Genomic DNA, 26,118 nt, shown 5'->3' with positions numbered 1-26,118 from the left:
TGGGGGCGGGCCTGACAGCGGACAACCCACAGGAGACCGCGCGTGACCCCAGAACAATTCCGCCAGTACGGCCATCAATTGATCGACCTGATCGCCGATTACCGCCAGAGCGTCGGTGACCGCCCGGTGATGGCCCAGGTCGAGCCTGGCTACCTTAAAGCTGCCTTGCCTGCCGGCGCCCCGCAACAGGGCGAGCCGTTCGAAGCGATCCTCGATGACGTCAACACGCTGGTGATGCCAGGCCTGTCGCATTGGCAACACCCCGATTTCTATGGCTACTTCCCGTCCAACGGCACCTTGTCCTCGGTGCTCGGCGATTTTCTCAGCACGGGCCTGGGTGTGCTGGGCCTGTCATGGCAATCGAGCCCTGCGCTGAGCGAGCTGGAGGAGACCACTCTGGACTGGGTACGCCAGTTGCTGGGCCTGTCGGGGCAGTGGAGCGGCGTGATTCAGGACACAGCGTCTACCAGCACCTTGGTCGCGCTGATCTGTGCCCGTGAACGTGCCACCGACTACGCCCTGGTGCGTGGCGGCCTGCAAGCCGAAGCCAAACCGCTGATCGTGTATGTCAGCGCCCACGCCCACAGTTCGGTGGACAAGGCCGCGCTGCTGGCCGGTTTCGGCCGCACCAACATCCGCCTGATCGCCACCGACGAGCAGTTCGCCATGCGCCCCGATGCCTTGTTGGCGGCCATCGAACAGGACCTGGCTGAAGGCAACCAGCCCTGCGCAGTGGTCGCTACCACCGGCACGACCACCACTACGGCGCTGGACCCCTTACGCCAGATTGGCGAAATCGCCCAGGCCCAGGGGCTGTGGCTGCACGTTGATTCAGCCATGGCCGGCTCAGCGATGATCCTGCCCGAATGCCGCTGGATGTGGGACGGCATCGAGCTGGCCGACTCTGTGGTGGTCAACGCGCACAAATGGTTGGGGGTGGCGTTCGACTGCTCTATCTATTACGTGCGTGACCCGCAGCACCTGATCCGGGTGATGAGCACCAACCCCAGCTACCTGCAGTCGGCGGTCGATGGTGAGGTGAAGAACCTGCGTGACTGGGGCATCCCGCTGGGGCGTCGCTTCCGCGCGCTGAAGCTGTGGTTCATGTTGCGCAGCGAGGGGGTCGAGGCGTTGCAGCAGCGCTTGCGGCGCGACCTGGACAATGCCCGTTGGCTGGCCGAACAGGTTGAGGCGGCAGGGGAGTGGGCGTTGTTGGCGCCGGTACAGTTGCAGACCTTGTGCATTGTGCATCGGCCTGGGGGGCTGGAAGGGGAGGCGCTGGATGCGCATACCAAGGCATGGGCTGAGCGGCTCAACGCCTCCGGTGAGGCTTATGTCACGCCGGCGACCTTGAACGGGCGCTGGATGGTGCGGGTTTCGGTGGGGGCGCTGCCCACTGAGCGCGAGCATGTCGAGCGGTTGTGGCAGCGCTTGCAGGCAGTGGTCAACGGCTGAATTGCTTGGGGCCGCACTGCGGCCCCTTGCGTCCGTCAGTGGCTCACTGTCTGAAGGCTACCCTTGCGGCTGGCCTCATAGGCATCCTTGTCCATCGGCTTGGCCTGCGGGTTGCCCAGGTCTTCCATCGCCAGGCGATGGGTTTCCGGCGCGACATACGCTGCCAGGGCACATACGCAGGTGATGAAGAACGCCAGGCCGCCAACCACCAGCGGAATGTTATCCGAGCCTGGTGGCGCTACCAGGGCGAACAACGCCGGCAGCATCGCAGTCAGCATGGTGCCGATGTTCTGGGCAATGGCCATGGCCGACACGCGGTAGCGGGTGTTGAACAGCTCAGGGAAGAAGCTTGGGAACACCGCGTTGTAGCCTTGGTAAACCATGCCCCACATCAGGATCGAGGTAGCGAAGGCCAGCGGCACGTTCTGGATGCTGATCGCATACAGGTATACGAAGGCCAGCAGGCCTGAGCCCAGGCAACCGGCGATCATGGTCGGGCGACGGCCTATCTTGTCGGAAAGATTGCCCACGAACGGGATAACCAGCACTGCAACGATGTTGCCCACCACTGGGATCCACAGGTACACGCTCTTGTCGAAGCCGATGCCGTAGGCCGGCTGTACCGCGTAGGCCGCGCCGAAGATGGTGGCAACTACCGGGATCACGTTCATCAAGGCCATGAACATCACCAGCACCATGTGCTTCCAGCTGTGGCGGAAGGCCTCGCTGATTGGCGACTTGGCAACCTTGTCCTGTTTCTCTTCTTTGACGAAGGCCGGGGTTTCGTGCACTTCCTTACGGATGATGAAGCCTGCGATCAGCACGATGGCGCTCATCAGGAACGGAATGCGCCAGCCCCAGTCGTTGAACGCCTCGCTGGGCATGAAGTAGGCCAGTGGCAGGAACACCGCCGCCGCCATTACCTGGCCGGCCTGGACGCCCTGCAAGGTAAAGCTGGCGAAGTAGCCGCGCCGCCCGAACGGTGCGTGCTCCATGATCATCGAACTGGCCCCGGAGATTTCGCCGGCCACGGCAAAGCCCTGGACCAGGCGCAGCAGCACCAGCAAGGCCGGGGCGAGCATGCCGATATCGTGGTAGGTAGGCAGCAGGCCCACGGCCATGGTCGAAATGCCCATCAGGAACATGCACAGCAGCAGCACGTTCTTGCGCCCGCGGGTATCACCCCAGTGGCCGAGCACGAAGGCGCCGACCGGACGGGCCAGGTAACCCACGCCGTAGGTAGCCAGCGAGGCGATGATCGCCATCTTGGGGTCGGTGTTGGGGAAGAAGATCTGCGGGAAGATCAGTGCCGCAGCCTGGGCATAGATGAAAAAGTCGTAGTACTCGAGTGCCGAGCCTATCCATCCGCTGGCGGTCGCTTTCTTGGCTTGAGAGCTGGAGTTAGCCATCGTTGTCTCCGTTGTTTTTGTTGGTCGCCGCACAGCCGGTGCCGTCAGGCGGCAAGCCAGTGGGTGTGCGATCGCTATCGGGAGTATGTGGGTGCTTAAAGGGCCGGCGATCGCGAGCCAAGTCTGTTTGGAGACAACGATCGAGCAGGTGCGGGTTGCAAGGCGAGGGATGTTTGCATAGGTCTGTACCCGTTTTATTGAACTTATTATGTCGTGGCGCTGGGCTTGTGAGCGCAGGTTGTGCCGAACGGCCACTGGGCAGAAAGTGGTGGTCGGTGTGCCTGCGTCTGGTCTCATGGTTGCGCAGGGGTGGCAGTGAATCAATTCGCCAAAACGGGTTTTGTGCGGTAATCGAACGCAAAACTAACCGTTCCGTACAAAGTGATTGCTGCCATGACTTTACCTGCGAATAATTCATCATGCCAAGAAGTCTGATGGTGTTTTGCTTAGCCCCAGCTTCCAGCCCAGTAGCCCCATAACAAGGAATTCCACCATGCAGCGTTCGATAGCCACCGTGTCCTTGAGCGGCACACTGCCGGAAAAGCTCGAAGCCATCGCCGCCGCCGGGTTCGACGGCGTCGAGATCTTCGAAAATGATCTTCTCTACTATGCCGGCAGCCCGCGCGAGGTGCGCCAGATGTGCGCCGACCTCGGCATCGCCATCACCCTGTTCCAGCCGTTCCGCGATTTTGAAGGCTGCCGCCGCGACCGCCTGCAGAAGAACATCGACCGCGCCGAGCGCAAGTTCGACCTGATGCAAGAGCTGGGCACCGACCTGGTGCTGGTGTGCAGCAACGTGCAGGCCGACGCCCTGGGCGAAGAACAACTGCTGGTGGACGACCTGCGCCTGCTCGCCGAGCACGCCGGCCAACGCGGCATGCGCATCGGCTACGAAGCCCTGGCTTGGGGCCGTCACGTCAACACCTACCAGCAAGTGTGGAACCTGGTGCGCCAGGCCGACCACCCGGCGCTGGGCGTGATCCTCGACAGCTTCCACACCCTGTCGCTCAAGGGCGACCCTGCCGCGATCCGCGACATCCCCGGCGACAAGATCTTTTTCGTGCAGATGGCCGACGCGCCGATCCTGGCCATGGATGTGCTGGAGTGGAGCCGCCACTTCCGCTGCTTCCCGGGGCAGGGCGAAATGGACCTGGCCGGTTTCCTCGCGCCGATCCTGGCCACCGGCTATCGCGGCCCGCTGTCGCTGGAAATCTTCAACGACGGCTTCCGCGCCGCACCACCGCGCCAGAACGCCGCCGATGGCCTGCGCTCGCTGTTGTACCTGGAGGAACAGACCCGCCTGCGCCTGCAACAGGAGGGCACCGCGATCGAGCCGGGTGTGCTGTTCGCACCGCCCGCCGCCAGTACCTACGACGGCGTGGAATTCCTCGAATTTGCCGTGGACGAAGCGGTCGGCGCGCGTCTGGGCAGCTGGCTCAAGCGCCTGGGTTTTGCCGACGCCGGCAAGCACCGCAGCAAGGACGTACGCCTGCTGCGCCAGAACGACATCAACATCGTGCTCAATGCCGAGCCCTACTCCTTTGGCCACAACTTCTTCGAGGCCCACGGCCCATCGTTGTGTGCCACCGCGCTGCGGGTCAAGGACGAGCACGCGGCGCTGCAGCGCGCCACCGACTTCCGCGGCCAGCCGTTCCGTGGGTTGGTCGGCCCCAATGAATGTGAGGTGCCTGCAGTGCGCGCCCCGGATGGCAGCCTGATCTACCTGGTGGAGCAGGGCAAGGAAGGCCCGTCGCTGTACGACACCGACTTCCGCCTGGACCAGAGCGCCAGCAGCACCGGTGGCCTGCAGCGCATCGACCACATGGCCCTGGCCTTGCCGGCCGAGTCGCTGGACAGCTGGGTGCTGTTCTACAAGAGCCTGTTCGACTTTGCCGCAGATGATGAAGTGGTGTTGCCCGACCCCTACGGCCTGGTCAAAAGCCGTGCCCTGCGCAGCCAGTGCGGCAGCCTGCGCCTGCCGCTGAACATATCGGAAAACCGCAACACCGCCATCGCCCACGCGCTGTCGAGCTATCGCGGGTCGGGCGTTCACCATATCGCCTTCGATTGTGCCGACATCTTCAAGGAAGTGGCGCGGGCGAAGGAAGCCGGTGTGCCGTTGCTGGAAATTCCGCTCAATTACTACGACGATCTGGCGGCGCGTTTCGATTTCGATGACGAGTTTCTCAGCGAGCTGGCGTACTACAACGTGCTGTACGACCGCGATGCCCAGGGCGGCGAGCTGTTCCACGTGTACACCGAGGCGTTCGAGGACCGGTTCTTCTTTGAAATCATCCAGCGCAAGGGGGGGTATGCCGGGTACGGTGCGGCCAACGTTCCTGTGCGGTTGGCGGCGATGGCCAAGCGGCGCAGCGGAGCGGCGCGCAAGCCGGTGCTGTAACGGCCCAAGGGTTCACGGCTTGTGAGATCGGGCGCTGCCTGTGCAGCGCTTGATCAAGGGGCTCAGGCTGGGCCCCCGCCAATCCTGCCCACCCGATCAACAGCGCGCTTCCTTCCAACCCTCCACTCACGGATAATCCCGTCCAAATCCCAATAAATACCCCGTGAGCAGCTATGAGCAATCCCGTTGCCCCCCTCGGCCAGCCCGAGATCGAAGGGACACGCAAGTCGCGCAAGAACAACCCTGAAAAAACCCGCGAGGACATCCTCCAGGCCGCCATCAACGAGTTCGTCCAGCAAGGCCTGGCAGGTGCGCGGGTGGATGCCATCGCCGAGCGCACAGCCACCTCCAAGCGCATGATCTACTACTACTTCGGCAGCAAGGAGCAGCTGTACGTCGAGTGCCTGGTCAAGCTGTACGGCGACATCCGCAAGACCGAGCACCGCCTGGACCTGGAGTCGCTGCCGGCCGAGCAGGCCATCCAGCGCCTGACCGAGTTCACCTTCGACCACCACGACCGCAACGTCGATTTCGTGCGCATGGTCTGCACCGAAAACATCCACTACGGCGAGTACGTGAAGAAAACCCCGGCCATCCGCGAGATGAGCAGCCTGGTGCTGCAGGCGCTGGGCCGCACGCTGGAGCGTGGCGTGCAAGAGGGGGTGTTCCGCCCGGGCATCGAGGTCATCGACCTGCACATGCTGATGAGCGCGTTCTGCTTCTATCGGGTCTCGAACCGCCATACCTTCGGCGATATCTTCCAGATCGACCTGCTGGATGAGCAGGTCAAACTGCGCCACAAGGCCATGATCTGCGAAGCAGTGATGCGTTACATCCAGGCCTGAGTGCCGTTCACTCGCCCAGCCGTTGCTCACGTGACGGCGGGTAGCCGAAGTAGGCCGCGTAGCACTTGCTGAAGTGCGACACCGAAACAAAGCCGCAGGCCACCGCAACCTCCATCACCGACAGGTCGGAGTACTGCAGCAGGCGGCGGCTCTTGGTAATGCGCAGTTCCATGTAGTAGCGCCGCGGCGAGGTGCCCAGCTGGGCCTGGAACAGGCGGTCGATCTGCCGCCGCGAGCGGCCGCTGTAGGCCGCCAACTGGTCGAGGCTGAGGGTTTCCTCGAGGTTGTTCTCCATCAGCTCGACGATGGTGCGCAGGTGCAGGCTCATCGACTTTTTCGCCCCCGGGCCGACCTGCCGGTAGCGGGCGCCGGAGAACGACAGGATTTCTTCGACGCCTTCTGCCAGGCCGTCACCGTAAAGGCGGCGGACCAGGCCGAGCATCAGTTCCATGGCGCCATTGGGGCTGGCGGCGCTGAGCCGGTCACGGTCCAGGGTGAAGCTGGCCGGGGTGATGCGTGTCTGCGGGCTGCGCTCGGACAGGCTGGCGCGCTGCTCGGGGTGGATACTGCAGCCATAGTCATCCAGTACCCCGGCGCGGCCAAGAAACCAGGCGCCGTTCCATAGCCCGCCCAGGGCCTTGCCGTGGGCGGCGCAGTCATCCAGCAGGCGGTCCAGTTCGGGGTACTTCAGCGGTGTGCGCAAGCCTCCGCAGATGATCAGCAGTTCAAGTGCTTTCAGTTCGCTGGCAACAAGGTCAGTGGCCACCAGCTCCAGGCCCAGGTCGCTCAGCACCCGGTCGCCGTCCAGCGACAGTGGGGTGAAGCTGAAGCTGTCGGCGCGCAGCAGGTTGGCGGTGACCAGCACGTCCATGGCCACGGTGAAACTGGCCATGGAGAAGTGTTTGAGCAGGACGAAGTCGACGCGGTAGGGCGCCTGGGGGCTGCCCGCGGTGGCCTTGAGCCGCAGCATGTTGGTGGTGCTGGTCTTCTTGCTGAACTGGCGTGGGGTGGGCACTCTGGACTCCGCTTCCTGGATGGCCTGGCGAGTGTGGCCGGTAGCTAGGGGAAAGACAATCGCCTGGGTGGGCCTGTGGTATTGGAGGTCGTATTGAGGCAACTGGGCTATGCTGGCGCCTCCCACCTGGAGAACCTCGATGAAATACGCCGTCGCCCTGTTGTTCAGCCTGCTGCCACTGGTGGCAAACGCCCTGCAAACCGGGGAAAAGCTCGCACCGTGGACGCTGCTCGACCAGCATGACCAGCCCTATACCCTGGACGCCGGCACGCATGTGCTGCTGGTGGCCCGCGACATGGACGGCGCCAAGCTGGTGAAGGCGGCCCTGGCTGAACAGCCCAAGGGCTACCTGGAGTCGCGCGATGCGGTGTTTGTGGCGGATATCCAGCGCATGCCGGCGCTGATCAGCAAGCTGTTCGCCATCCCGGCCATGCGTGATTACAACTACCGGGTTATGCTTGATCGTGAAGGGCAGGTGGCCAGCCGCTATCCTGGGCAGGAAGGCAAGGTGCTGTGGTTGCAGCTTGAGCAGGGAGCGTTGGTCAGCCAGCAGGAGTTCGCTGATGCGAAGGCGTTGAAGGCTGCACTGGAAAAGGCCCAGGCAAGTAAATCCGAATGAACCCTTGCCGCTGGCAGTAACCCAACCCTTTACATGCCAACGGGAGAGTGCTCATGGAAATCGGAACGATCTGGATCATTGTCGCGGCCTTGGTCATCTTGCTGGAGATCTTCGCCATCTGGCACATCATCGGCAGCGAACGGCGCGCGGAGCGCAAGATGCTATGGATCGTCTTCGTCGTCTACGCCCCGTTCCCCGGGTTGCTGTTCTGGGCCTGGCGCGGGCCGCGGGCAGTGAAGGGCAGGGCGGTACTGCAAGAAAAGTGAGGGGCACGGCATCAGGTGCGGGGCGCCTGATGCCGTTCATGGCGCTGAGTTGAGCCATAATCTGGGGGCCGGTACTTTCAACATGAAAGCCTTTCAACCACCCCAGTGCCCGAGCCCCCCCATGCTGCCCATCGAATTGCTCACCACTACCCGCGACCAGGCCGACCTGATCCGTAATCTCTATCAGTTCTATGCCTACGAGTCCTCTGACTGGGAGCAGGAAGACGTCGAGGTAGACGGGCGCTTCTACATTCACGAAGAGCACCTGCAGCGCTATTGGCTTGCAAACGGTTGGAGCGCAAACCTGGTACTGGTGGATGGTTTCATTGCCGGTTTCGTGCTGGTCGAGCGCAGCGAGCTGCCTGGCATCAATGCCAGTGAGCTGGCCGACCTGTTCATCCTCAAGCGCTACCGCCGGCAGGGTATTGGCCGTGCGGTCGCGCTGCAGTTGCTCAGCGGTGCCGGAGACTGGCTCCTGCGCTGCTATGCGCCGGACCCCACCGCCGTTGCCTTCTGCAAAGCCGTCGTGGCCGACTTGCCGCGGCCGGTGCAGCAAATCGTGCTGGGTGATGACCCGGACCTGCTCACCTATAAGGTTACGTCCGCTTACCACTGAGCGGCGCTGGCAAAAAACTGTGAGCCACTTCACAAAATCCACTCAAGCGGCATAATGCCATTACCTCGTATTCAAGACCCGGTCGCTCTGGCCTGGGGTTCCTTTTCGTGCGCGTTGCAGGTTCAGGGAAATTTTCATGTCGCTAGTCGCAAGCCCCGACATCATGTATCGGCTGTTGATCCAGAGCGTGGTGGACTATGCCATCTACCTGCTCACCCCCGACGGTATCGTCGCCAACTGGAACCCGGGCGCCCAGCGGGCCAAGGGTTACCTTGCCGACGAAATCGTCGGCAAGCACTACTCGCTGTTCTACAGCGAAGCCGAGCGCGTCGCCGGCCTGCCCGAGCAGAACCTTGCGCAGGCGCGCGACACGGGCCGCTTCGAAGAAACCGGCGCACGCCTGCGCAAGGACGGCTCGACCTTTCATGCCCACGTGGTGATCGAGGCGGTGCGCGATGACAACGGCCATCTGATTGGCTTCGCCAAGGTCACCCGCGACATTTCCGAGCGGCGCCAGCAGGAACTGGAGCTGTTGCAGGCCAAGGAGCTGGCTGAACAGTACAGCCAGGAGATGACCAAGCTCTCGCAGTTCCTTGATTCGGTGATCGCCAACATTCCCGCCAGCGTTATCGTCCAGGACCTGGAAAGCCAGCGCATCCTGTTGGCCAACCAGCAGGCCGAACGCCTGTTCGGTGGTCGCGGCAGCAGCATGATCGGCCAGTTGCCGGGTGAGTGCCTGGCACCGGCTGCGGCTGACTACCTGGAACAGCAGCTCGCCCGTGGCGCGCGCAACCCAAAGGGTTATGCTGCTGAAACCCGGGTCGATACCGCCTGTGGTCCGCGTACCTTGCGCAGCCGTGCCCTGCTCAGCCAGAACCGCGAAGGCCAGGCCGACTATGTGCTGTTCGTGGCAGAAGACGCCACCGAGGAACTGGCCGCCCACGCCCAGATCCACCACATGGCGCACCACGACGCGCTGACCGGTTTGCCCAACCGCACACTGTTCAACGAGCGGCTCAAGCAGGCACTGGTGCGCGGCCAGCAGAGCGAAAAGCTGACCGCAGCGCTGTGCCTGGACCTGGACAACTTCAAGAACATCAACGACTCCCTCGGCCATGCCTTCGGCGACAAGCTGTTGCGCGCCCTGGGCAAGCGCCTGCGCCGCGAGCTGCGCGAGCAAGACACCCTGGCCCGTTTGGGCGGCGACGAGTTCGCCGTGGTGCTGACTGGCCTGGACGGCCGCGAGGCTGCCTGCAATACGGCGAAGCGCCTGATTGAAGCGATTTGCCCGCCGTTCCAGATCGAAGGCCACCAGTTCACGGTGGGCGTGAGCATCGGCATCGCCATTGCCCCCGATGACAATGAACAGGCCGAACAGTTGCTCGGTTACGCCGATATGGCCCTCTACGAAGCCAAGCGCAATGGCCGTAACCGCTTTGAGTGCTTCCACGTCGAACTGGATGTCGCCGCCCGCCAGCGCCGCCTGGTCGAAACAGACCTGCGCACTGCGCTGCACCTTGGGCAGTTGCACCTGCATTACCAGCCGATAGTGGACCAGCAGACCAGCAGCGTGACTGGCTACGAGGCGCTGTTGCGCTGGGAGCACCCGACCCGTGGCATGGTCATGCCCATGGACTTCATTCCCATTGCCGAGGAGACCGGGCTGATCCACGAACTCGGCACCCGTGCGCTGAACCTGGCGTGCCAGGAGGCGGCCAGTTGGGACAGTGAGCAGACGGTGTCGGTCAACCTGTCACCGGTGCAGTTCAAGAACGCCAACCTGGTCCATACCGTGGCGCTGGCCCTGGCCGACTCGGGCCTGGCGCCCCAGCGCCTGGAGCTGGAAATCACCGAATCGGTACTGCTGGGCAACAGCGAGGAGAACGTGCGTACCTTGCGCGCGCTGAAAGACCTGGGGGTGTCGATTTCGCTGGATGACTTCGGCACCGGGTATTCGTCGCTCGGTTACCTGCGCTCGTTCCCGTTCGACCGGATCAAGATCGACAAGTCGTTCGTGCATGACATGTGCGACAGCCGCGAGGCGATGTCCATCGTTCGGGCGATCACCGAACTGTCCAACAGCCTGATGATCAAGACCACGGCAGAGGGGGTGGAGTCCGAGGAGCAGATGCAGCGCCTGGCGGCGGAGGGGTGCTCGCACTTTCAGGGTTATCTGTATGGGCGGCCGGTGCCGGCGGGGGAGCGGTTGAAGCAGGTGGCTGTGGCGGTGGGTTGAAGGGGCCGCAAAGCGGCCCCTGGCATTCAGCTGTTCCAGTCCGGCGCAAAGTCTGGGTTCACCACCCGCTGATCCTTTGGCAACCCGGCAATCAGCGCCCGATCCTGATCATCCAGGCGCACATCCAGCGCCGCCAGGTTGCTCAGCTGGTTCTCGCGGCTGCTGGCCTTGGGGATCACCGCCACGCCGTCCTGGTCCAGCAACCACTTGAGCGCCACTTGGCTCGGCAACACACCATGCTTGCGGGCGATGTCCTGGATCACCGGCTGCGCCGCCGCCCGCCCGCGGGCCAGCGGGGTATACGCCGTTAGCAGCAGGTCGTGCTGGCGGGCATAGTCGAGCAGCGGTTGCTGGCTGAGCAGCACGTGGTATTCCACCTGGATCGCCGCCAGCGGCGCGCCCAGCGTTTCGATCACTTGGCGCAGCAGGCCGAGGGGGAAGTTGGCCACGCCGATGCTGCGTACCTTGCCCTCGTCACGCAGGGCCACCAGCGTCTCGATGCTACGGGCCAGGTCCCAGTCCTTGCCGGGCCAGTGAATATGGAACAGGTCGACCTGCTCGGTGCCCAGGGCGCGCAGGCTGTTCTCCAGGGATTGGCGCATGGCCTCGGGCGCCAGGCGGTCCCACCAGACCTTGGTGGTCAGGTGGATCTGTTCGCGTGGCACGCTGCTGTCGCGCAACGCCTGGCCAACAGCAGCTTCGTTGTCGTAGGCGGTGGCGGTATCGATGTGCCGGTAACCCAGCTCCAGTGCCTGGTGAACTGCACGCGTGCACTCGGCGCCGGTCATCGGCCAGGTGCCCAGGCCGATGCTGGGTAGGTCGAGGCCGTTGCGGGTGGTGAGCCTATGCATGAAAACTCCTTGTTCGGGTTCGAGGGCCACGTTCGATGGTGCGCGTTTCGCCTGTCAGGGACCACGAGTAGGGAGCTGAAAGTGGTCGATCAGCGAACGGAAAACACATTGGCTTGAACCGGCGTGTCAATTGACCTTCCTTAAGTCGTCGTATCTCTTCTAGAATCCCTGTTGTCGCACTGCCTTCACCTGGCGCTGCATGCCGCAGCGCCGCCATCGAGAACGCCATGAGTTCCAGCACACCGCTGTCCGGAGTCAACCACCCCCTGCGCGGCATCGCCCTGGTGGTGGTGGCCACGTTCCTGTTCGCCAGCCACGATGCCTTGTCCAAATTCCTCGGTGGGCTATACCCGATCATCATGGTGGTGTGGGCCCGCTACCTGGTGCACACGCTACTGATGGCCGGCATATTCCTGCCCAAATCCGGCCTGAATGTGCTGCGCACCCGGCGCCCGGTGCTACAGACGTTGCGCGCGTTAAGCTTGCTAAGCACCAGCCTGCTGTTCACCACCGGCTTGCAGTACCTGCCGCTGGCCGAGGCGACCTCGGTCAACTTCCTGGCCCCGGTGCTGGTCACTGCGCTGTCGGCGCCGCTGCTCAAGGAGCGCGTCACACCTGGGCAATGGGTGGCGGTGGTGCTGGGCTTCATCGGCGTGCTGGTGGTGGTGCACCCCGGTGGCGCGATGTTCACCCCGGCAATCCTGTACCCCTTCGGCTCGGCGCTAGGCTTTTGCTTCTACCAGTTGCTCACGCGCATACTCGCCGCCCATGACAGCCCCACCACCAGCAACTTCTACGCCGGGCTGTGCAACACGCTGGTAATGAGTGCGTTGGTGCCGTTTTTCTGGGAGCTGCCGCGCTGGGACCACGCGCTGCTGATGCTGGCATTGGGCGGTTTCGGCATGAGTGCGCACCTGCTGCTGACCCAGGCCTTCCGCCACGCCGCGCCGGCTCTGCTGGCGCCGTTCAGTTATTGCCAGATCGTGTTTGCCGGCTTGCTGGGGTTGCTGATCTACGGGCAGGTGCCCGATAGCACCACCTTGCTGGGTATCGCCATCATCTGCCTGAGTGGGCTTGGGGCAGCCTGGATGCAACGCAGGAAGTGAGCCGGTGGCAGGGGGCGCTGTCGCCTGCCCGGCAATCCTGACAGAGCCTACCTATCACCCTCCAATAGCCACTCTATTAGAAGTCTGCCCAAGCTCGACTAGTCTTGTCCGTGGCCCTGCGAATTCCCCTGCGGGCGGCGTCAGAGCACCTGGGTGCAAGACCCTGCCGCCACGCCGTGACAGCTTCGCAAGCCCCTGTCGGAACGTGACCGACCTGACCTGATGAGGGGTAGGCATGAGCCCATGTGCTCGGCTCAAAGAACACCTGGCATAGACCGGAAATCTGGATAACCGACCCAAAGGTAACCGCAGATGTCGAACGAATCGAAATGCCCGTTCCATCAAACCGCAGGTGGCGGCACCACCAACCGAGACTGGTGGCCTGACCAGCTCAACCTCAGGATTCTCCACCAACATGGCGCCAAGTCCGACCCGATGGACCCGGACTTCGACTACGCCAAGGCGTTCAAGAGCCTCGACTTCCAGGCGCTCAAGCAAGACCTGACCGCCTTGATGACCGACTCCCAGGACTGGTGGCCGGCCGACTTTGGCCACTATGGCCCGTTGTTCATCCGCATGGCCTGGCACAGCGCCGGCACCTACCGCATCGGTGACGGCCGTGGCGGCGCCGGCTCTGGTCAGCAGCGTTTCGCGCCGCTCAACAGCTGGCCCGACAACGTCAGCCTGGACAAGGCGCGGCGCCTGCTGTGGCCGATCAAGCAGAAGTACGGCAACAAGATCTCCTGGGCCGACCTGATCGTGCTCACCGGCAACGTCGCCCTGGAATCGATGGGGTTCAAGACCTTCGGTTTCTCCGGCGGCCGGGCGGATGTGTGGGAGCCGGACGAAGACGTGTACTGGGGTTCGGAAAAGGTCTGGCTGGGCGGCGACACCCGCTATGGCAAGGACCAGGTCAAGGCCCAGGCGCCCGGGCAGGGGGACCTGGTGGCCGAACCCGCCAAGCATGGTGAAGAACAGAACCGCGACCTGTCGGCCGAGCGCAACCTGGAAAACCCGCTGGCCGCCGTGCAGATGGGCCTGATCTACGTCAACCCGGAAGGCCCGGAAGGCAACCCCGACCCGGTGGCTTCGGGCAAGGATATCCGCGAAACCTTCGGCCGCATGGCCATGAACGATGAAGAAACCGTGGCCCTGATCGCCGGCGGCCACGCCTTCGGCAAAACCCACGGTGCAGGGCCGGCCGACAACGTCGGCCCCGAACCGGAGGCCGCCGGCCTTGAACTGCAAGGCCTGGGCTGGGCCAACAAATTTGGCACCGGCAAGGGTGGCGACACCATCACCAGCGGCCTGGAAGTGACCTGGACCTCTACGCCAACGCGTTGGAGCAACGAGTACCTGAACAACCTGTTCAACTTCGAGTGGGAACTGACCAAGAGCCCAGCCGGTGCCCACCAGTGGCAGCCCAAGGAGGGCAAAGGCGCTGGCACCGTGCCGGATGCCCATGACCCGGGCAAACGCCACGCACCGTCCATGCTCACCTCTGACCTGGCCCTGCGCTTCGACCCGATCTACGAGCAGATCGCCCGGCGCTTCAAGGACAACCCCGACCAGCTGGCAGACGCCTTCGCCCGTGCCTGGTACAAGCTTATCCACCGCGACATGGGCCCGCTGGCACGTTACCTCGGGCCGGAAATGCCCAACGAGGAACTGCTCTGGCAAGACCCGCTGCCCAAGGCCGATCAAGCGTTACCCAGTGAGCAGGACATTGCCGCGCTCAAGAGCAAGATACTGGCGTCGGGATTGAGCGTCGGTGAGCTGGTATTCACCGCCTGGGCGGCCGCCTCGACGTTCCGTGGTTCCGACAAGCGCGGTGGCGCCAACGGTGCGCGCCTGCGCCTGGCGCCGCAGAAGGACTGGCCAGCCAACCAGGGCACGGGCAAAGTGCTGGCGGCACTGGAGCAGATCCAGGGTGAATTCAACAACGGTGGCAAGCACATCTCTCTGGCCGACCTGATTGTGCTGGCCGGTACCGCCGCTGTGGAAAAGGCCGCCAAAGATGCCGGCTACGCTGGCAACGTGCAATTCCGCCCGGGCCGTGTCGACGCCTCCCAGGAACAGACCGATGTCGAGTCGTTTGCTGTGCTCGAGCCACTGGCTGACGGCTTCCGCAATTTCACCAAGGCGCGTTACAGCGTCAAGGCCGAGAAACTGCTGCTGGATAAAGCCCAGTTGCTGACCCTGACCGCGCCGGAACTGACCGTGCTGATCGGCGGCCTGCGGGTGCTCGGTGCCAACCATGGCGGCAGCAAGGACGGCGTGTTCACCGACCAGCCTGGCACCCTGAGCAATGACTTCTTCCGCAACCTGCTGGACATGGGTGTGGAGTGGAAGGCCACCTCGGGCGACAACGAAAGCTTCGAAGGCCGCGACCGCAAGACCGGGCAGGTGAAGTGGACAGGCACCCGTGTGGACTTGGTGTTCGGCTCGCATGCGCAGTTGCGGGCGCTGAGCGAGGTGTATGGCAGCAGCGATGGCAAGGACAAGTTCGTCAAGGACTTCGTTGCGGCTTGGGTGAAGGTGATGGAGCTGGATCGTTTCGACTTATAATGCGGGGTCTAGGGGTGATGTTGTCATAACGCTGGCATTACTCGCAAAAAGTGCCTCTGCGCGCCCTCCGGCTCCGACGTCAGCGGAGGGCATCCAGCGACCATAAACCTTGGCGATCATGGTCCAGTCTTTGTGGCCCATTTGCTGGGCAACCCACATTGGGTTTTCGCCAGCGCTGAGCATCATCGAGGCGTACGTGTGTCGGCTCTGGTAAGGGCGCCTCCACCGTACGCCTGCTTTTTTCATAGCAGGAACCCAGATCACTCGGTAGATGTAGCCTGCATGCCGCCATGGCTCGCCAGTGATTGTGTTCAGGAATACGTGCTTTCCGGCCAGAAAGGTCAGCTCCTTCTGCTTGAGCAGTGCCTCCCTTGCAGGGCCAAGTAGCTTAACCGTTCTCCGGCTTGAGGCGGTTTTGGTCGACTCGGGAACCTTGGCTGCCCTGGTCTTGGCCCGGACAATTCGGATCTCACCAGCGATCCAATCGATATCCCCCCATTCCAGCGCAATCAGCTCGCTAGGACGAAGCCCCGTCCAAAAGGCGAACTGAAGCTGCGCCCATGTCTCTCCTCGTGATGCCTTGAGCAGAGCTTCTTGCTCTTCGCGGGTGAACGGGTCCACATCGTCCTCTTCTTTGACCTCCTCCCGATTCTTATATGCCCATCCAGAAAGCGGATTTGTCTCAATGATTTCGTCCTCTACCGCATCATTGAGAGCTGACCGAAAGCAGGTCTGAACAGTGGTCAGCCTCTTGTTCGACACTTTGTACCCGGAGAACTGATCTTTGATCACCTTCTTGTTCAGCTCTCCGAGCGAGAGACTCCCGAACATTGGCTTGAGCACCGACCTGATGATCGAACGGTACAGGGCTGTGGTGCTCGATTTGAAGTTCTGCGTCTTCCGCTCCAGCCATTCGTCCAGGTAGATACCGATATTCTGGTTCGAGCTGGTCCTGGCGAACTGGGCAGCGCGCTTTGATCGCGGGAATGTAGCTGCGTAGTCGAACGTTCCGTTTGAAATGGCGTACTCGATGGCAGCTTTGTGTTGCTCGGCCTTTTTCAGGTTAGCGGTGGTGGGCTTGAGCTGGACCCGTTCCCGGCACCGGACGCCCTGGTATTGGAATGTGATTTCGATACTACTTGAAGACGCGGGCCTGACGCCTCCCCCATCTCTACCCATGAGTAATACCCCTCAACGTCAATTAGGATTCTTCCATCCGGCGCTTTGCGCCAGACCATGTGCTTCGGCCATTTGCCGTCACGGATTTTGGTCCTTATGGCGTCGGGTGTGTAGCCGGATTCGCGAGAGAACTGTTCTACGGTCTTGTATCGGACCATGTTAGGGCCTCCTCAGGCCGTGAAGTGGTGCCCGACCTTCGCCGCGCGGGCGGCTTCCTCGGTGCGGAACATGAGCTGGGTTTTGCTGGTTCTGCCCCAAGCGTCATACTCGACATCGACCCACCAGGCGCCGAACTTGCGGTACGGCTCGCCGAGGATCTTCGTGACGTAGCAGTCGATCAGGTTCATGGATGGTCTCCACGCCGCCGGTGGCGGCAGGTTGGCGCTCAGTCGCAGCTGCTCGAGCTGGAGCCGCTATCGCTGGAACTGCTGCTGTCGCTCGACGAGTAGCTGCTGCCGCTGTCGTAGCTGCCGTAGTCCCGACTGGCACACGAACTGCTCGAGCGAGCCGGCTCGTAGCTGTCCGCCAGATGTATGGGATGCATAGGGCTGATTGGGCTCATGGGGTTGAGCGGGTCGAGCATCGGGTCTTGCCGGCCGGATGCCGGGCTGTGGCCACGGGCATACCCGGTCGGGCCGAGCGCGGCGCGTTGTGCCGGCTTCTTCTTGCGCTTGAACAGGCGGGCCAAGAAATTGAGCATGAGTCTCTCCATGCCCGCGCATGTCGGCGGGCTTGAGTCGTTGGGGATGGGGGAAGTTTCGGCTTAGCCGCAGCGGATGCGCGGGGAGTGGAACGTCTGCGGGCGAGCAGGGCGGACGGCTTCGAAGTAAAGCTTCCACATGTCGTCCCAGGCTTCCTTCATGGTGGTGCCCTGGCCGGTCACTCCCATACGTCGGCACCACCAGGAGCCGTTCCAGTAGGTCATTCGCGCTTTCATGATCGCGGTCCCCTGCAGATCAGATAGGCCATGTAGGCGAGGGCGATCATGCTGCCTCCTGGATGCCGACCGGCTCGGCACCATCGGCAAGAAGCATGCGCATGCCGATCTCCTTGGCGATGTGCACCTCCAGGCGAGCGCCGCGCGACCGCGACCAGCCCGGCAGCAGCATCATGGCTTCGCAGGTCGATAGCCGGCCGATATCAAAACGAAGGTAGTCTGCCCACTCGGCGCCTTCGACGTGGCCGTGCTCGGCCGGGTTTTCAACGTGCCATCCCTCAGCGCGCATCACCGCCGCCATGGCGTGGAACGCCGGGAAGTTGAACTCAGGCAACCCGGTCATGGGGCCGGCGATATAGACGCGGTTGGCGCGGTCCTCGGTGAGAAGGACGGCGCGTTCCGTGCTGGTTACGTTCGTTTGGCTCACAGCTGATACCTCTCATCAATCCAGCGCCCAGGCGCCAGAGCGGGTGTAGGTTCGGGTTGGGTTTCGTGCGGGGAGAGCTGGCGCTGGCTTTCCGCTACTTGCGGGAGCCATACCTTCACGCAGCTGATCGAGTCATTGCCAAGCGACCCCATCACGTAGCAGACGACGCCCCGCGGCTTGTCTTCGAAAGTCCAGACGCCTGAAGGCAGTTCGTTTGCGCTGGCGCCGGTGGCCAGCAGCAGGAGGCAGAGGGCGAGGCGGGTCATGACTTGAGCGCCTCCATACCCTGGTCGATCGCGCGGTCTAGCGCGTCGTTGGCAAGGATGTCCTCATGCTCGGCGTAGCCGCAGATGATGGGCGGCATGTTGTATTCGCTGGTGAGATCTTCCTGGCCGTCAGGATCGCGCAGCCAGCGGTACCGATCTGCGTCTGCTCGGAGGGCGCGGACCTCTGCAATTAGGGTCAGCACAGTTTCAGGATTGGCGCTGGCGATGAATTCGGCGTCGGGGTTCTGGGGAATACCGCAAAGACCGGTCCCCCACCAGCAGACCACCTGGCCATCTGCGGTGTCGATTCCGGGGTTTGTGGAGCGATCTGAGCTGGCGAACTCCATGCCATCCGCATGGACAATCCATGGCCCTGTACTGGCTGCACGGGCTTTCTGCTCAAGGCTTTCAAGGTCGATACGCGTTTCTTCAGGCACGAGGATTCCTTGGCCGCCATATCGCGGCAGTGAATAGAGGGGAGAGGGGTTACAGCGGAAAGAGTACGGATGTACTCCTGTCAGGATTCGGCGGCGATCAACGCGGTTTGGCCGCCACACGCATCGCACGCGCGGTCAGTTGGTTGCTCAGCCTGGCATGCTTGGCACGACCATGTTGGCGAGCTTGGTCCTGCGCTGGCGGATAGGAATTTGCTTACCTTTTGTGCATGATCCATAGCCTCATATGCCCTATCCCTTATGGGTCCTGACGTGGCGAAATCGTCCTCCCGGGCAAGGCGCAGCAAATCACCGGTTATGAGGCGGAGTCGATTGCAGAAACCTGTCAGCAGAGCCTGCGCCTCGGCCAGCTGGGCGCGCAGCTTGTCCTCGATGCCCTGGCTTACGCTGTCCAGAAACTCGCCAGCTTCGTGCAGCCGCCGGTTTTCGTCGCGTAGCCGCTCAACCTCGCCAGGATCGGCGACGGTGGCGCACAGGTGACCATCATCGCGGGAGTTGCGCGCCACTCGAACGAAGAGGTGGGCATTCCATGATGTGCTGATAGCCGCCCACTTCTTCATGGCTGCGGCTCGAGCGCCGGAACCGGCGAACATCAACTGATCAATCTGGGTGTCATCGAACACAATCAGATGTGGGCATTCTTCAGGAATGGCCAGCGCGCCCTGGCGCTGCTCGACTGGCTTGCTGCTTTCCGTGATCGGTCCGACTGGCGTTACTGGTAGGCCGGTAGCCGCCGCATCCCTCTCTGCCTCTTCTTTGGTCCACCAGATGGCAGTACCAACCATCCAGGCTATTGGCTCGGGGGGCTGCGGGGCTGGCTTGGACAGAAGTTCGCGCAGCGTTTCGAGCGCGTGACGGCGGGATACGTTAATGACTTCACCGCTCGGCTCGCGGGATGCTGACTGGATAAGGCTACGCGGCACGCTGACCATCTCTGTGTTGCTGGATCGGTTTTCTGTGGGCATGGGATAGTCCGTGTTCATATTTCGGCTTTGCCGGTGTCGATCAGCCGGAGTTCGGTGACCTCGATTCGCTGCGCACCATCGGTGATTGCCCAGCAGGGCAGGTCGAGGTGTTGGAAGGTGCCGCGATACGCTCGGTAGGCGCCCAGAGCAGCTTTCCGGAAGCAGTCTGAGGCGACCTTTCCGATCACCATCGGCTTACCCCCCCCCTGTAAGTTGCAGATCGAACACTGTGATCTTGTCGATGCGCTTGGCGGCCGCACGTATAGTGTTTGGCGAAAGCCTGAACTCTTCGGATACCTGGGCGACGTGCTTTGATTGCAGGGCATCGTGAATTTCCTGATCGCGCTGGCCGTTTCGCAGGCCGGCATAGATGACTTGCATGGGAAAGCCTCCTGGCCTGCGCGGCCTGGTGCGTTATCGTTGAATAGGGGAAGGCGCTGGCGGGCAGCGCCGGAGGGTCAGGGGCAGTTGTTCGCGCCGCAGTTCTGGCAGTCGTTGAGGAATCGGCCGTCCCAGCTGATGAAGCGGCCGCAGCCGTGGCAATTGAGCGGTCGCTCCCAGGGCTTGCGCTGCTTCCTCGGTACCGACATTTCGATACCGGTACCGCGCAGGGCCTCCTTGATATTCACGTCCCGCTTGTGCACCAGGCGCCGGGCCTTGGCCTCGAGGTAAGACAAGGGCCAGATCACCGCTTCCTCTGGCGTGTTGCCGATCGCCTCGGCAACCTCAAGCGTGAGGTGGTGTGCCTTCTCGAATCGGTACGTGTGGCCTATTGGCCACCTGGCCAAGGCAATGTCGTTCCCGTTCCAGTGCCCAGGGATCTGCAGGACAACAGTGCATCCCGGGCTCAGCTGATCGCGGGCTTCGTCCAGGCTGATGTACTGGTGGTCGACGCCGAGATGTGCGCGGGCATCGACGTAATCTTTTGGCCAGGGAATGTCTGTTTCCCGATGGCCACATGCTTGTTCTTGGGTGAACAGTTCGGCCTTGTCGAGGCTGGTGGTGTAGCCGCCACCCAAGGCCCAGAACATGAGGCCGTCGCCGGTGTTGCTGCGGCTGTCCTGAAGGTAGAACTGGCTCATTGGGCGCTCCTTGATCAGGCCGCTTTGCGCTGGTTGAGCACGCGCTGGCGGGCCGTTTCGTAGTCGCTGCTGACGATCTCAACCAGACCGTCGACATCGCCGTCAGCCGCCTTGCTGCCCAGGTTCAGGTACACGGTATCGCAATAGGTGAAGCACACCCCGCCACTGAGCCAGATGCCGCCGCGCTCGACGCCGATGGCATCCCACATTTCGTCGCGGTCGATATCGTCCGGGCAATGTGCTTTCCAGAGATCTTCCAGGCGCTGGTGCTCAGCTTTCTCTGCCACGCGCACCTCTTTGTCCGTGCCCTTGGCATGCTTGGGCGCCCGGCGCAGCGAGCGGTAGCCGTATTCGTCAGGGCGGCACCAATGCACATCCAGATCGCGGCTGGCGCTGAGCTTGATACCGCCGACGTAGTTGCGGGAGCCGCTGTACATCGGCGAGGCGTCGGCGCCGAAGGCTTCGCCCAGCTTCTTGCGCTGAGCGTTCCAGGCCGCTTTCTTCTCGTCCCAGGCGCGCACAGCGGCCAGGACCTTTGGCGATTCGGTCTTGTAGAAATAGCTCATGGTGTTTCCTTGTTCAGGCCTGCAATTGCAGGCAGTCATGCCAGCGGTACCCACCATGACGGCGGCGCCGACCTTCAATGCAACGCTGAATTGAGCCGCGGTGGAAGCCATCCTCCAGCGCCTGCCGAATGCTCGGGTACCAAAGCGAAACCGGGCCTGTGGTGCTTTCTGCTACCACTGGGCGCACGCGTTTCAGCAGTACCCGGCACGCATGGATGTTGTTCTCGGCAGACGAGGCCCACTCCAGGTTTTCCCTGCAGTTGTTGTCCTTGGCTCCGTCAATGTGATTCACGTGAGCTAGGCCCTCAGGATTTGGAAGGAAGGCCTCTGCCACTAGGCGGTGGGCATAGACGTTGGTCCGCTGACCGTTGTGGCAGAGCACCAACTTCATGTAGCCGCCCCGGTCGGCAAACTGCTTCAGCAGACGCTCAGGCACTCGACCTGCGCCCCGGGCTACCGATTTGACCTGGCCTTCGGAGCTGACCAGGTAGGCTGACTCGAAGCCGAGAATCGGCCTCCATTCTGGATGCATGGATTATCTCCCAAGCATGCGCCGCCCTCCGTGGCCGGATGCGGCATGGTGGCAATTTGGTTCGGGATGGGGTATTACGAAGGACGATCGATTTCGTCGTCGGCGTCCTGATCTGGATCTGAAATGATCTTCCGCACGCTGGCATCGTTGAATGCCTGCACCACGTTTTCACTAAGCAGGATTTCGTGGCGCACCATGAGGAATTTGCTCAGCTCATCGTCGCTCATGGCGTCCATCTTCAGGATCGCCATCTGAAGCACCTCGTTTATCTGCATGCCTTTGGATCGCTCGCAGATCCGGTCCATCGCCTGATGGATGCCCGGGCGTACCCGATGCCTCAGAGCCTTCTCATCGAACTTGATGCGCTTCCGCTCAGCGTTGTCATTACGCTGCTGCTGCGTCAGAGCCATCATCGCCTCCATTGCGCACAAAGCGGGTGCCCGGGGCGTACTCCAGCAGGTCGCACACCCGGTTGATGATCTTGAGCGCCGCGTCGAACACCTTGGCGTCGTCCGGCTCGCGGGCCAGGCGCTTCATGTTCGGCTGGTGCTCCAGGCAGACCTTGTCGACCAGGCGCCGGGCCAGCCTGCGCAGGTGGTCGGCGCTGTCGTGCTCGCGCAGGCTCAGTGCAAAGGCCAGGGCCACATCGTCAGGCCGGTACTGGCCGCCGCTGCGGGTGTTGTACAGCTTGCGTACCGGCTTTCGAAGAGGGGAGACAATTGCTTGCGCCATGGTTGACCTCCTGTAGGCCACTGGGCGGTAGGTTTAACTGCTCACGCCGCCTGTGCAGCTGCAGCGATCGGGTGATTCTTCGGTTCATGCGATAACTCCATGTCGCAGTCGTGCCAGCCCCCGAGCCACCAGGCGCTGTCGACCGACATCTCGGGGTGAGGCTGATACGCCCGGCAGCGACCGGAAGCACGAGCGGTCCGGCCTTGGTAATAGGGGAGTGGGTGGATTTTTTCAGGCTTCACTCTTGGCATGGCTATGCACCTGCGAGAGGGTGGAGCGGGGCGAACGGGATATCGTCGTCGAAGTTGTCCGGCGGCGCGGCCTGCTGGCTCTGCTGTCCGTAGTTGTCATTCTGGTTGTAGCTGTGCTGCTGGCGAGGCTGCTGACGCTGTTGCCGCTGCTGTTGAGGCGGGCGCTGCTGTTGCTGCTGGCCGCCGCCCTGGCTGTCCTGTCGGCCGCCCAGCAACTGCATGGTGCCGTTGATATCGACGTGCACCTCTGTGCTGTACCGCTTGATGCCGTCCTTCTCCCATTCGCGGGTCTTGAGCTTGCCTTCGATGTAGCACTGTGAGCCTTTGCGCAGGTACTCGCCGGCAATCTCTGCGACTTTTCCGAACAGCACGACCCGGTGCCATTCGGTCTTCTCGACCTTCTGGCCGGTCTGCCTGTCGTTCCACGATTCACTGGTGGCCAGGCTCAGATTGGTGACCGCGTTGCCGTTGGGCAGGTAGCGGACCTCTGGGTCCTGGCCGCAGGTTCCGACCAGGATTACCTTGTTGATGCCCCTCATGCCGCTTTACTCCTAAGCTGTTTTTCGAAGCCGTCGACCAACAGCTTGAATTCCCATAGGTCCTGCTCAAGCTGTTCGATGTAGTCGTCATCGCGCTTGAATTCGCGCCACCAGAGCTGGCGACCTACGGGCTTGAGGAGGGGGCAGTACATCCCGATGTGCCACCACTTGCGGCCGGTGATCCACATGCAGCCCTGCACCTGGTCAATGACATCACTCGCGTCGTTGTCGATGTGGAAGGCGCGTAGCTTGTCCGGCGCCAGGAAGCACTTGTACTCGCTTCCGCCGTCTTCACCGATGAAGCCGTCCGCGCTGGCGCCGAACGAGCCGTCGTCTGTTTTGACCAGACCGACCTGCGTGACGATCAGGCCTGTCTGGATTTCGTGCTCCATCCGCGCCTCCGGCTCCAGTTCATGACCGCGGCGCATCTGCCAGGTCTCGAACCCTCCATCGAGCGGGGCGCCCCCGATGCGCTCGACGGCAAGCTCGAAGGCGTAGGTGAGTGCGGCATTCGATGGTTCGCCTACCGTTTCGCCGTCCAGGGCTCGCTGCACAACCTCGGCCTTTGGCCCGGCCTTGTAGCCCGCCAGCTCCATCGCCTTGGTTTCGCCAAGGCCGGCAAGCATGGCGTCGACGTACTTCTTCTGCTGGGCGTTCAGTCCGTTAACCCGTGAGCGGGCGGTGCTGAACATGCTGGCGGTGATCACACCGGCGCGGGCCTGCAGCCACTCGGGTGAGCCCTGGGTGCAATTGACGATAATCATGGGTTGGCCTCCAGTACTGTTTTCCGTTTGGTCACGGCGATCTTCACCGTGTCGTAACCTGCCTTGTCGCCGCTGGCCTGCAGGACCTTCAGCGAGGCTTGCCAGACATCCTTGAGCTCGTCGGGATTAGCAGCCGCTTCGACCTGAGCAAGAATGTCGGTGACCGCTTGGGCTCGCGCTTCTGCGGTATTGGAGCCATCCGAGGATTGCGCGTCGTCGTCCCTGACGTCGCCGGTTGTGATGTTCAGCAAGGCGCACATCACGTAGCGCTTGCCGTAGGTGGTGGACGAGCCGACCGCTTGAACATCGTTCCGGCCTTTGCCGATGTCGGCCGGCAAGGTCATGGTTGTCTGCTCGCGGTGTCCGTCGCGGTGCATCAGGATGCCGGTGACGCTGATCGACTTGTCCTGGTTCTCCACCTTGAAGGTGATCGCGAACCCGTGCCGCTGCATGATCGGCTTGACGACTCGGGTGATGTCGTCGAGCGTGGCGTAGGCGTTGCCGGTGTGCAGATTCACCGCCGCTTCGAACACGGTCGGGATCTCGCACTGCATCTGGGCCATACCTGCGTTGAAGGCTGCCTCAGCTGTCTTGGCCTGCATGCGTTCATGCATGGCCAGAAGCCGCTCCATCTTCTCGATGTCGCAGGCTGGATCGGCAGCTGCTCGGCTGATAACCGCCATGATGCTGTTGTCGACGGGGCCGGGCGCAGCCGCTGCCTGGCGGCGCTGTTCCGGCACAATGATTGCGCTGGTCATGGTCTGTGCCTCAGTAAGTAATGGCGATGTTGGGGATCTTGCGCTGGGCAATCAGGGTGATTGCCTGCTTGGCGCATTCCTCGGTCATGCCGCCAGCTACGAAGGCCTCCAGGGCGGCGCGGTTGATGCTGGCCCGGTGCGCCTTGTCGCGCTCGCGGGCCTCTTGCTGGCGGAGGATCTCGGCGGCAGCGGCATCAGCGCGGCGACGTTCTTCCTGGCGGGCCTGCTCTGCTGCTTCCTCTTGCCGGCGTGCGGCCGCCTGACGCTCCTGCTCCATCCGCTGCTCGGCGGCAACGCGATCGGCTTCAGCCTGAACCCGGGCACGTTCGGCTTGCTCCGCCTGCAGCTTGAGCTGGAGACGCTGGTTCTCGGCTTCGCGCTCTTGCGCAGCGGCCTGGTCAAGCAGCTCCTGCTCACGGCGGGCTGCCGCTTCGCGCTCCGCTTGCTGCTGCTGGGCCACGCGCTGGCGCTCAGCCTCGACAGCGGCTTCCTGCGCTGCCCGGATACGGTCTTGCTCGGCGCGCTCTTCCTCTGCGCGGCGAAGGCGGGCCAGCTCAGCTTGCTCAGCTTCGCGTTTTTGATGCTCATCGAAGGAGGCTTGTAGCTTGACCAGCGCCGTGGCTTTTGCGCGATGAGCTTCGGCCTCGAACTCCTCGAATTTCTCGTCGACGATGATCTTCTCTTCGAGCTCTCTGAAGAGAAGTACGAACGGCTGTGGCTGGCCTCCGATCAGGCCAAGTCCGCAGTCTTCGATATGGCGGATCATCGAGTTGTGCTTGTCGACCCGGGCATCTTCCGCAGCCTGCCAATCAGTGAGCGGCTGCCGAACCTCGTCGCGCAGCGCGTCCATTTTGGTCACGAACTCGCGAAGCTCAGCCTCGACCACCTTCGGCATTTCCTTCAGCCGGCGCAGGTAGTCGCGGCCCGGCTTCTCGACAGCGGTCTTCGACTTGCTGACCTTGGCGGCCAGGCTGGCGATGCGTTCGCGGCCCTTGCGGGTGGTCAGATCGGGCACCTCACCTTCGATCTCGCCCTTCACCAGGTCGATGAATTGCTGCAGGCCGCCGGCCACGTAGATGGCCGGGGCGTTCGCCTCGCTGATCTCTTCGATCGCGATCAGTTTCTGTTCTGCGGACATTGGAAAACCTCGCGCCAGGCCGGCGCCGTCAGTTGGAATAGGGGAATGCCAGGTCACCCAGATTGGAGGTGCCGCCCAGGCCCTGGCTGCGGTGGATGGTTGCGCGCTCTCGCCGCTTACGCTCCCGCAAGGGGTACGGT

General features: G+C 62.7%; 31 protein-coding genes. 9 read left to right on the top strand and 22 right to left on the bottom strand.

All coding sequences use genetic code 11. The features are described from left to right. Positions 1 to 42: 42 nt before the first annotated feature. Positions 43 to 1,455 carry a DOPA decarboxylase gene (locus IWW33_RS00435; RefSeq protein ID WP_046785491.1) on the top strand — a complete coding sequence of 471 codons (1,413 nt, stop codon included), beginning with the start codon at positions 43 to 45 and terminating at the stop codon, positions 1,453 to 1,455. Between the two features lie 35 nt (positions 1,456 to 1,490). On the opposite strand, the gene IWW33_RS00430 is transcribed toward IWW33_RS00435, so the two are convergent. After that, the gene (locus tag IWW33_RS00430) at positions 1,491 to 2,864 is read right to left on the bottom strand and encodes an MFS transporter (RefSeq protein ID WP_174141465.1); all 1,374 of its coding nucleotides are present in this window, start codon (positions 2,862 to 2,864) and stop codon (positions 1,491 to 1,493) included. A 493-nt stretch (positions 2,865 to 3,357) separates the two neighbouring features. On the opposite strand from IWW33_RS00430, the gene quiC reads away from it, so the two are divergent. Together quiC and IWW33_RS00420 are read left to right on the top strand one after the other, a co-directional pair. After that, the gene (quiC, locus tag IWW33_RS00425) at positions 3,358 to 5,265 is read left to right on the top strand and encodes a 3-dehydroshikimate dehydratase QuiC (protein WP_012314114.1); all 1,908 of its coding nucleotides are present in this window, start codon (positions 3,358 to 3,360) and stop codon (positions 5,263 to 5,265) included. A gap of 173 nt (positions 5,266 to 5,438) precedes the next feature. Beyond that, positions 5,439 to 6,110, top strand: coding sequence for a TetR/AcrR family transcriptional regulator (locus tag IWW33_RS00420; RefSeq protein WP_012314115.1), 672 nt, complete (start codon positions 5,439 to 5,441; stop codon positions 6,108 to 6,110). 7 nt (positions 6,111 to 6,117) lie between these two features. Here the strand turns inward: IWW33_RS00420 and IWW33_RS00415 are convergent, their stop codons facing one another. Continuing rightward, positions 6,118 to 7,125, bottom strand: coding sequence for a GlxA family transcriptional regulator (locus IWW33_RS00415; RefSeq protein WP_119688819.1), 1,008 nt, complete (start codon positions 7,123 to 7,125; stop codon positions 6,118 to 6,120). Between the two features lie 139 nt (positions 7,126 to 7,264). Between IWW33_RS00415 and IWW33_RS00410 the strand changes: the two genes are divergently transcribed. The 4 genes from IWW33_RS00410 to IWW33_RS00395 all read left to right on the top strand — a co-directional run bounded on the left by IWW33_RS00410 (position 7,265) and on the right by IWW33_RS00395 (position 10,862). Then, complete coding sequence (locus IWW33_RS00410; protein ID WP_046785487.1) at positions 7,265 to 7,744, top strand: hypothetical protein; 480 nt, start codon at positions 7,265 to 7,267, stop codon at positions 7,742 to 7,744. Positions 7,745 to 7,797: 53 nt separating this feature from the next. Then, positions 7,798 to 8,010: a PLDc N-terminal domain-containing protein gene (locus tag IWW33_RS00405; protein WP_012314118.1), complete on the top strand. Its 213-nt coding sequence runs from the start codon at positions 7,798 to 7,800 to the stop codon at positions 8,008 to 8,010. Positions 8,011 to 8,131: 121 nt separating this feature from the next. Next, complete coding sequence (locus IWW33_RS00400; RefSeq protein WP_115275073.1) at positions 8,132 to 8,626, top strand: GNAT family N-acetyltransferase; 495 nt, start codon at positions 8,132 to 8,134, stop codon at positions 8,624 to 8,626. 136 nt (positions 8,627 to 8,762) lie between these two features. Further along, complete coding sequence (locus IWW33_RS00395) at positions 8,763 to 10,862, top strand: EAL domain-containing protein (RefSeq protein WP_174141466.1); 2,100 nt, start codon at positions 8,763 to 8,765, stop codon at positions 10,860 to 10,862. Between the two features lie 26 nt (positions 10,863 to 10,888). Here the strand turns inward: IWW33_RS00395 and IWW33_RS00390 are convergent, their stop codons facing one another. Continuing rightward, on the bottom strand, positions 10,889 to 11,713 hold the full coding sequence (locus tag IWW33_RS00390) for an aldo/keto reductase (protein WP_115275071.1): 825 nt from the start codon (positions 11,711 to 11,713) through the stop codon (positions 10,889 to 10,891). 227 nt (positions 11,714 to 11,940) lie between these two features. Here IWW33_RS00390 and IWW33_RS00385 point away from each other — a divergent pair, with 227 nt between their 5' ends. Further along, positions 11,941 to 12,819 (top strand): DMT family transporter, encoded by an 879-nt coding sequence (locus tag IWW33_RS00385; protein WP_012314122.1) that lies wholly within the window; start codon positions 11,941 to 11,943, stop codon positions 12,817 to 12,819. Positions 12,820 to 13,131: 312 nt separating this feature from the next. Further along, positions 13,132 to 15,387, top strand: coding sequence for a catalase/peroxidase HPI (gene katG, locus IWW33_RS00380; RefSeq protein ID WP_196914176.1), 2,256 nt, complete (start codon positions 13,132 to 13,134; stop codon positions 15,385 to 15,387). On the opposite strand, the gene IWW33_RS00375 is transcribed toward katG, so the two are convergent. The 19 genes from IWW33_RS00375 to IWW33_RS00285 form a co-directional block, all read right to left on the bottom strand. Further along, a complete protein-coding gene (locus tag IWW33_RS00375) occupies positions 15,382 to 16,566 on the bottom strand; it encodes a DUF3596 domain-containing protein (protein ID WP_196914175.1) in 1,185 nt (394 codons plus the stop codon). The two genes, katG and IWW33_RS00375, sit on opposite strands and share 6 nt — an antisense overlap. A 170-nt stretch (positions 16,567 to 16,736) precedes the next feature. Then, positions 16,737 to 16,913 carry a hypothetical protein gene (locus IWW33_RS00370; RefSeq protein ID WP_196914174.1) on the bottom strand — a complete coding sequence of 59 codons (177 nt, stop codon included), beginning with the start codon at positions 16,911 to 16,913 and terminating at the stop codon, positions 16,737 to 16,739. 38 nt (positions 16,914 to 16,951) lie between these two features. Beyond that, complete coding sequence (locus IWW33_RS00365; RefSeq protein ID WP_196914173.1) at positions 16,952 to 17,266, bottom strand: hypothetical protein; 315 nt, start codon at positions 17,264 to 17,266, stop codon at positions 16,952 to 16,954. A gap of 63 nt (positions 17,267 to 17,329) precedes the next feature. Further along, positions 17,330 to 17,503, bottom strand: coding sequence for a hypothetical protein (locus IWW33_RS00360; RefSeq protein WP_196914172.1), 174 nt, complete (start codon positions 17,501 to 17,503; stop codon positions 17,330 to 17,332). Positions 17,504 to 17,549: 46 nt separating this feature from the next. After that, positions 17,550 to 17,930: a DUF4406 domain-containing protein gene (locus tag IWW33_RS00355; protein ID WP_348635150.1), complete on the bottom strand. Its 381-nt coding sequence runs from the start codon at positions 17,928 to 17,930 to the stop codon at positions 17,550 to 17,552. After that, positions 17,927 to 18,196: a hypothetical protein gene (locus tag IWW33_RS00350; RefSeq protein ID WP_196914171.1), complete on the bottom strand. Its 270-nt coding sequence runs from the start codon at positions 18,194 to 18,196 to the stop codon at positions 17,927 to 17,929. Before IWW33_RS00350 ends, IWW33_RS00355 begins: the two co-directional genes overlap by 4 nt. Then, entirely contained in the window at positions 18,193 to 18,633 is a 441-nt protein-coding gene (locus IWW33_RS00345; RefSeq protein WP_196914170.1) for a hypothetical protein, read from the bottom strand. The genes IWW33_RS00350 and IWW33_RS00345 overlap by 4 nt, the downstream gene beginning before the upstream one ends. A gap of 80 nt (positions 18,634 to 18,713) precedes the next feature. Continuing rightward, positions 18,714 to 19,616 carry a hypothetical protein gene (locus IWW33_RS00340; protein ID WP_196914458.1) on the bottom strand — a complete coding sequence of 301 codons (903 nt, stop codon included), beginning with the start codon at positions 19,614 to 19,616 and terminating at the stop codon, positions 18,714 to 18,716. A 14-nt stretch (positions 19,617 to 19,630) separates the two neighbouring features. Next, the gene (locus tag IWW33_RS00335; RefSeq protein WP_196914169.1) at positions 19,631 to 19,807 is read right to left on the bottom strand and encodes a hypothetical protein; all 177 of its coding nucleotides are present in this window, start codon (positions 19,805 to 19,807) and stop codon (positions 19,631 to 19,633) included. A gap of 4 nt (positions 19,808 to 19,811) precedes the next feature. After that, positions 19,812 to 19,997 carry a hypothetical protein gene (locus IWW33_RS00330; protein ID WP_196914168.1) on the bottom strand — a complete coding sequence of 62 codons (186 nt, stop codon included), beginning with the start codon at positions 19,995 to 19,997 and terminating at the stop codon, positions 19,812 to 19,814. A 77-nt stretch (positions 19,998 to 20,074) separates the two neighbouring features. After that, positions 20,075 to 20,698, bottom strand: coding sequence for a hypothetical protein (locus IWW33_RS00325; RefSeq protein ID WP_196914167.1), 624 nt, complete (start codon positions 20,696 to 20,698; stop codon positions 20,075 to 20,077). 14 nt (positions 20,699 to 20,712) lie between these two features. Next, the gene (locus IWW33_RS00320) at positions 20,713 to 21,264 is read right to left on the bottom strand and encodes a hypothetical protein (RefSeq protein ID WP_196914166.1); all 552 of its coding nucleotides are present in this window, start codon (positions 21,262 to 21,264) and stop codon (positions 20,713 to 20,715) included. A 13-nt stretch (positions 21,265 to 21,277) separates the two neighbouring features. Then, a complete protein-coding gene (locus tag IWW33_RS00315) occupies positions 21,278 to 21,796 on the bottom strand; it encodes an NUMOD4 domain-containing protein (RefSeq protein ID WP_196914165.1) in 519 nt (172 codons plus the stop codon). Between the two features lie 74 nt (positions 21,797 to 21,870). Beyond that, on the bottom strand, positions 21,871 to 22,206 hold the full coding sequence (locus IWW33_RS00310) for a hypothetical protein (RefSeq protein ID WP_196914164.1): 336 nt from the start codon (positions 22,204 to 22,206) through the stop codon (positions 21,871 to 21,873). Beyond that, a complete protein-coding gene (locus IWW33_RS00305) occupies positions 22,181 to 22,528 on the bottom strand; it encodes a hypothetical protein (RefSeq protein WP_196914163.1) in 348 nt (115 codons plus the stop codon). The genes IWW33_RS00310 and IWW33_RS00305 overlap by 26 nt, the downstream gene beginning before the upstream one ends. 253 nt (positions 22,529 to 22,781) lie before the next feature. Then, complete coding sequence (ssb, locus tag IWW33_RS00300; protein WP_196914162.1) at positions 22,782 to 23,318, bottom strand: single-stranded DNA-binding protein; 537 nt, start codon at positions 23,316 to 23,318, stop codon at positions 22,782 to 22,784. Then, the gene (locus IWW33_RS00295; RefSeq protein WP_196914161.1) at positions 23,315 to 24,082 is read right to left on the bottom strand and encodes a lambda exonuclease family protein; all 768 of its coding nucleotides are present in this window, start codon (positions 24,080 to 24,082) and stop codon (positions 23,315 to 23,317) included. The genes ssb and IWW33_RS00295 overlap by 4 nt, the downstream gene beginning before the upstream one ends. Further along, positions 24,079 to 24,840, bottom strand: coding sequence for an ERF family protein (locus tag IWW33_RS00290; protein WP_196914160.1), 762 nt, complete (start codon positions 24,838 to 24,840; stop codon positions 24,079 to 24,081). The genes IWW33_RS00295 and IWW33_RS00290 overlap by 4 nt, the downstream gene beginning before the upstream one ends. 10 nt (positions 24,841 to 24,850) lie before the next feature. Continuing rightward, complete coding sequence (locus IWW33_RS00285; RefSeq protein ID WP_196914159.1) at positions 24,851 to 25,978, bottom strand: hypothetical protein; 1,128 nt, start codon at positions 25,976 to 25,978, stop codon at positions 24,851 to 24,853. Between the last annotated feature and the right edge of the window lie 140 nt (positions 25,979 to 26,118).

It is taken from the genome of Pseudomonas sp. M2, assembly GCF_015751845.1.
GTDB lineage: Bacteria > Pseudomonadota > Gammaproteobacteria > Pseudomonadales > Pseudomonadaceae > Aquipseudomonas > Aquipseudomonas putida_E.
Note: the sequence above shows the minus strand (reverse complement) of the source record. Positions and strands in the feature narration are given on the sequence as shown.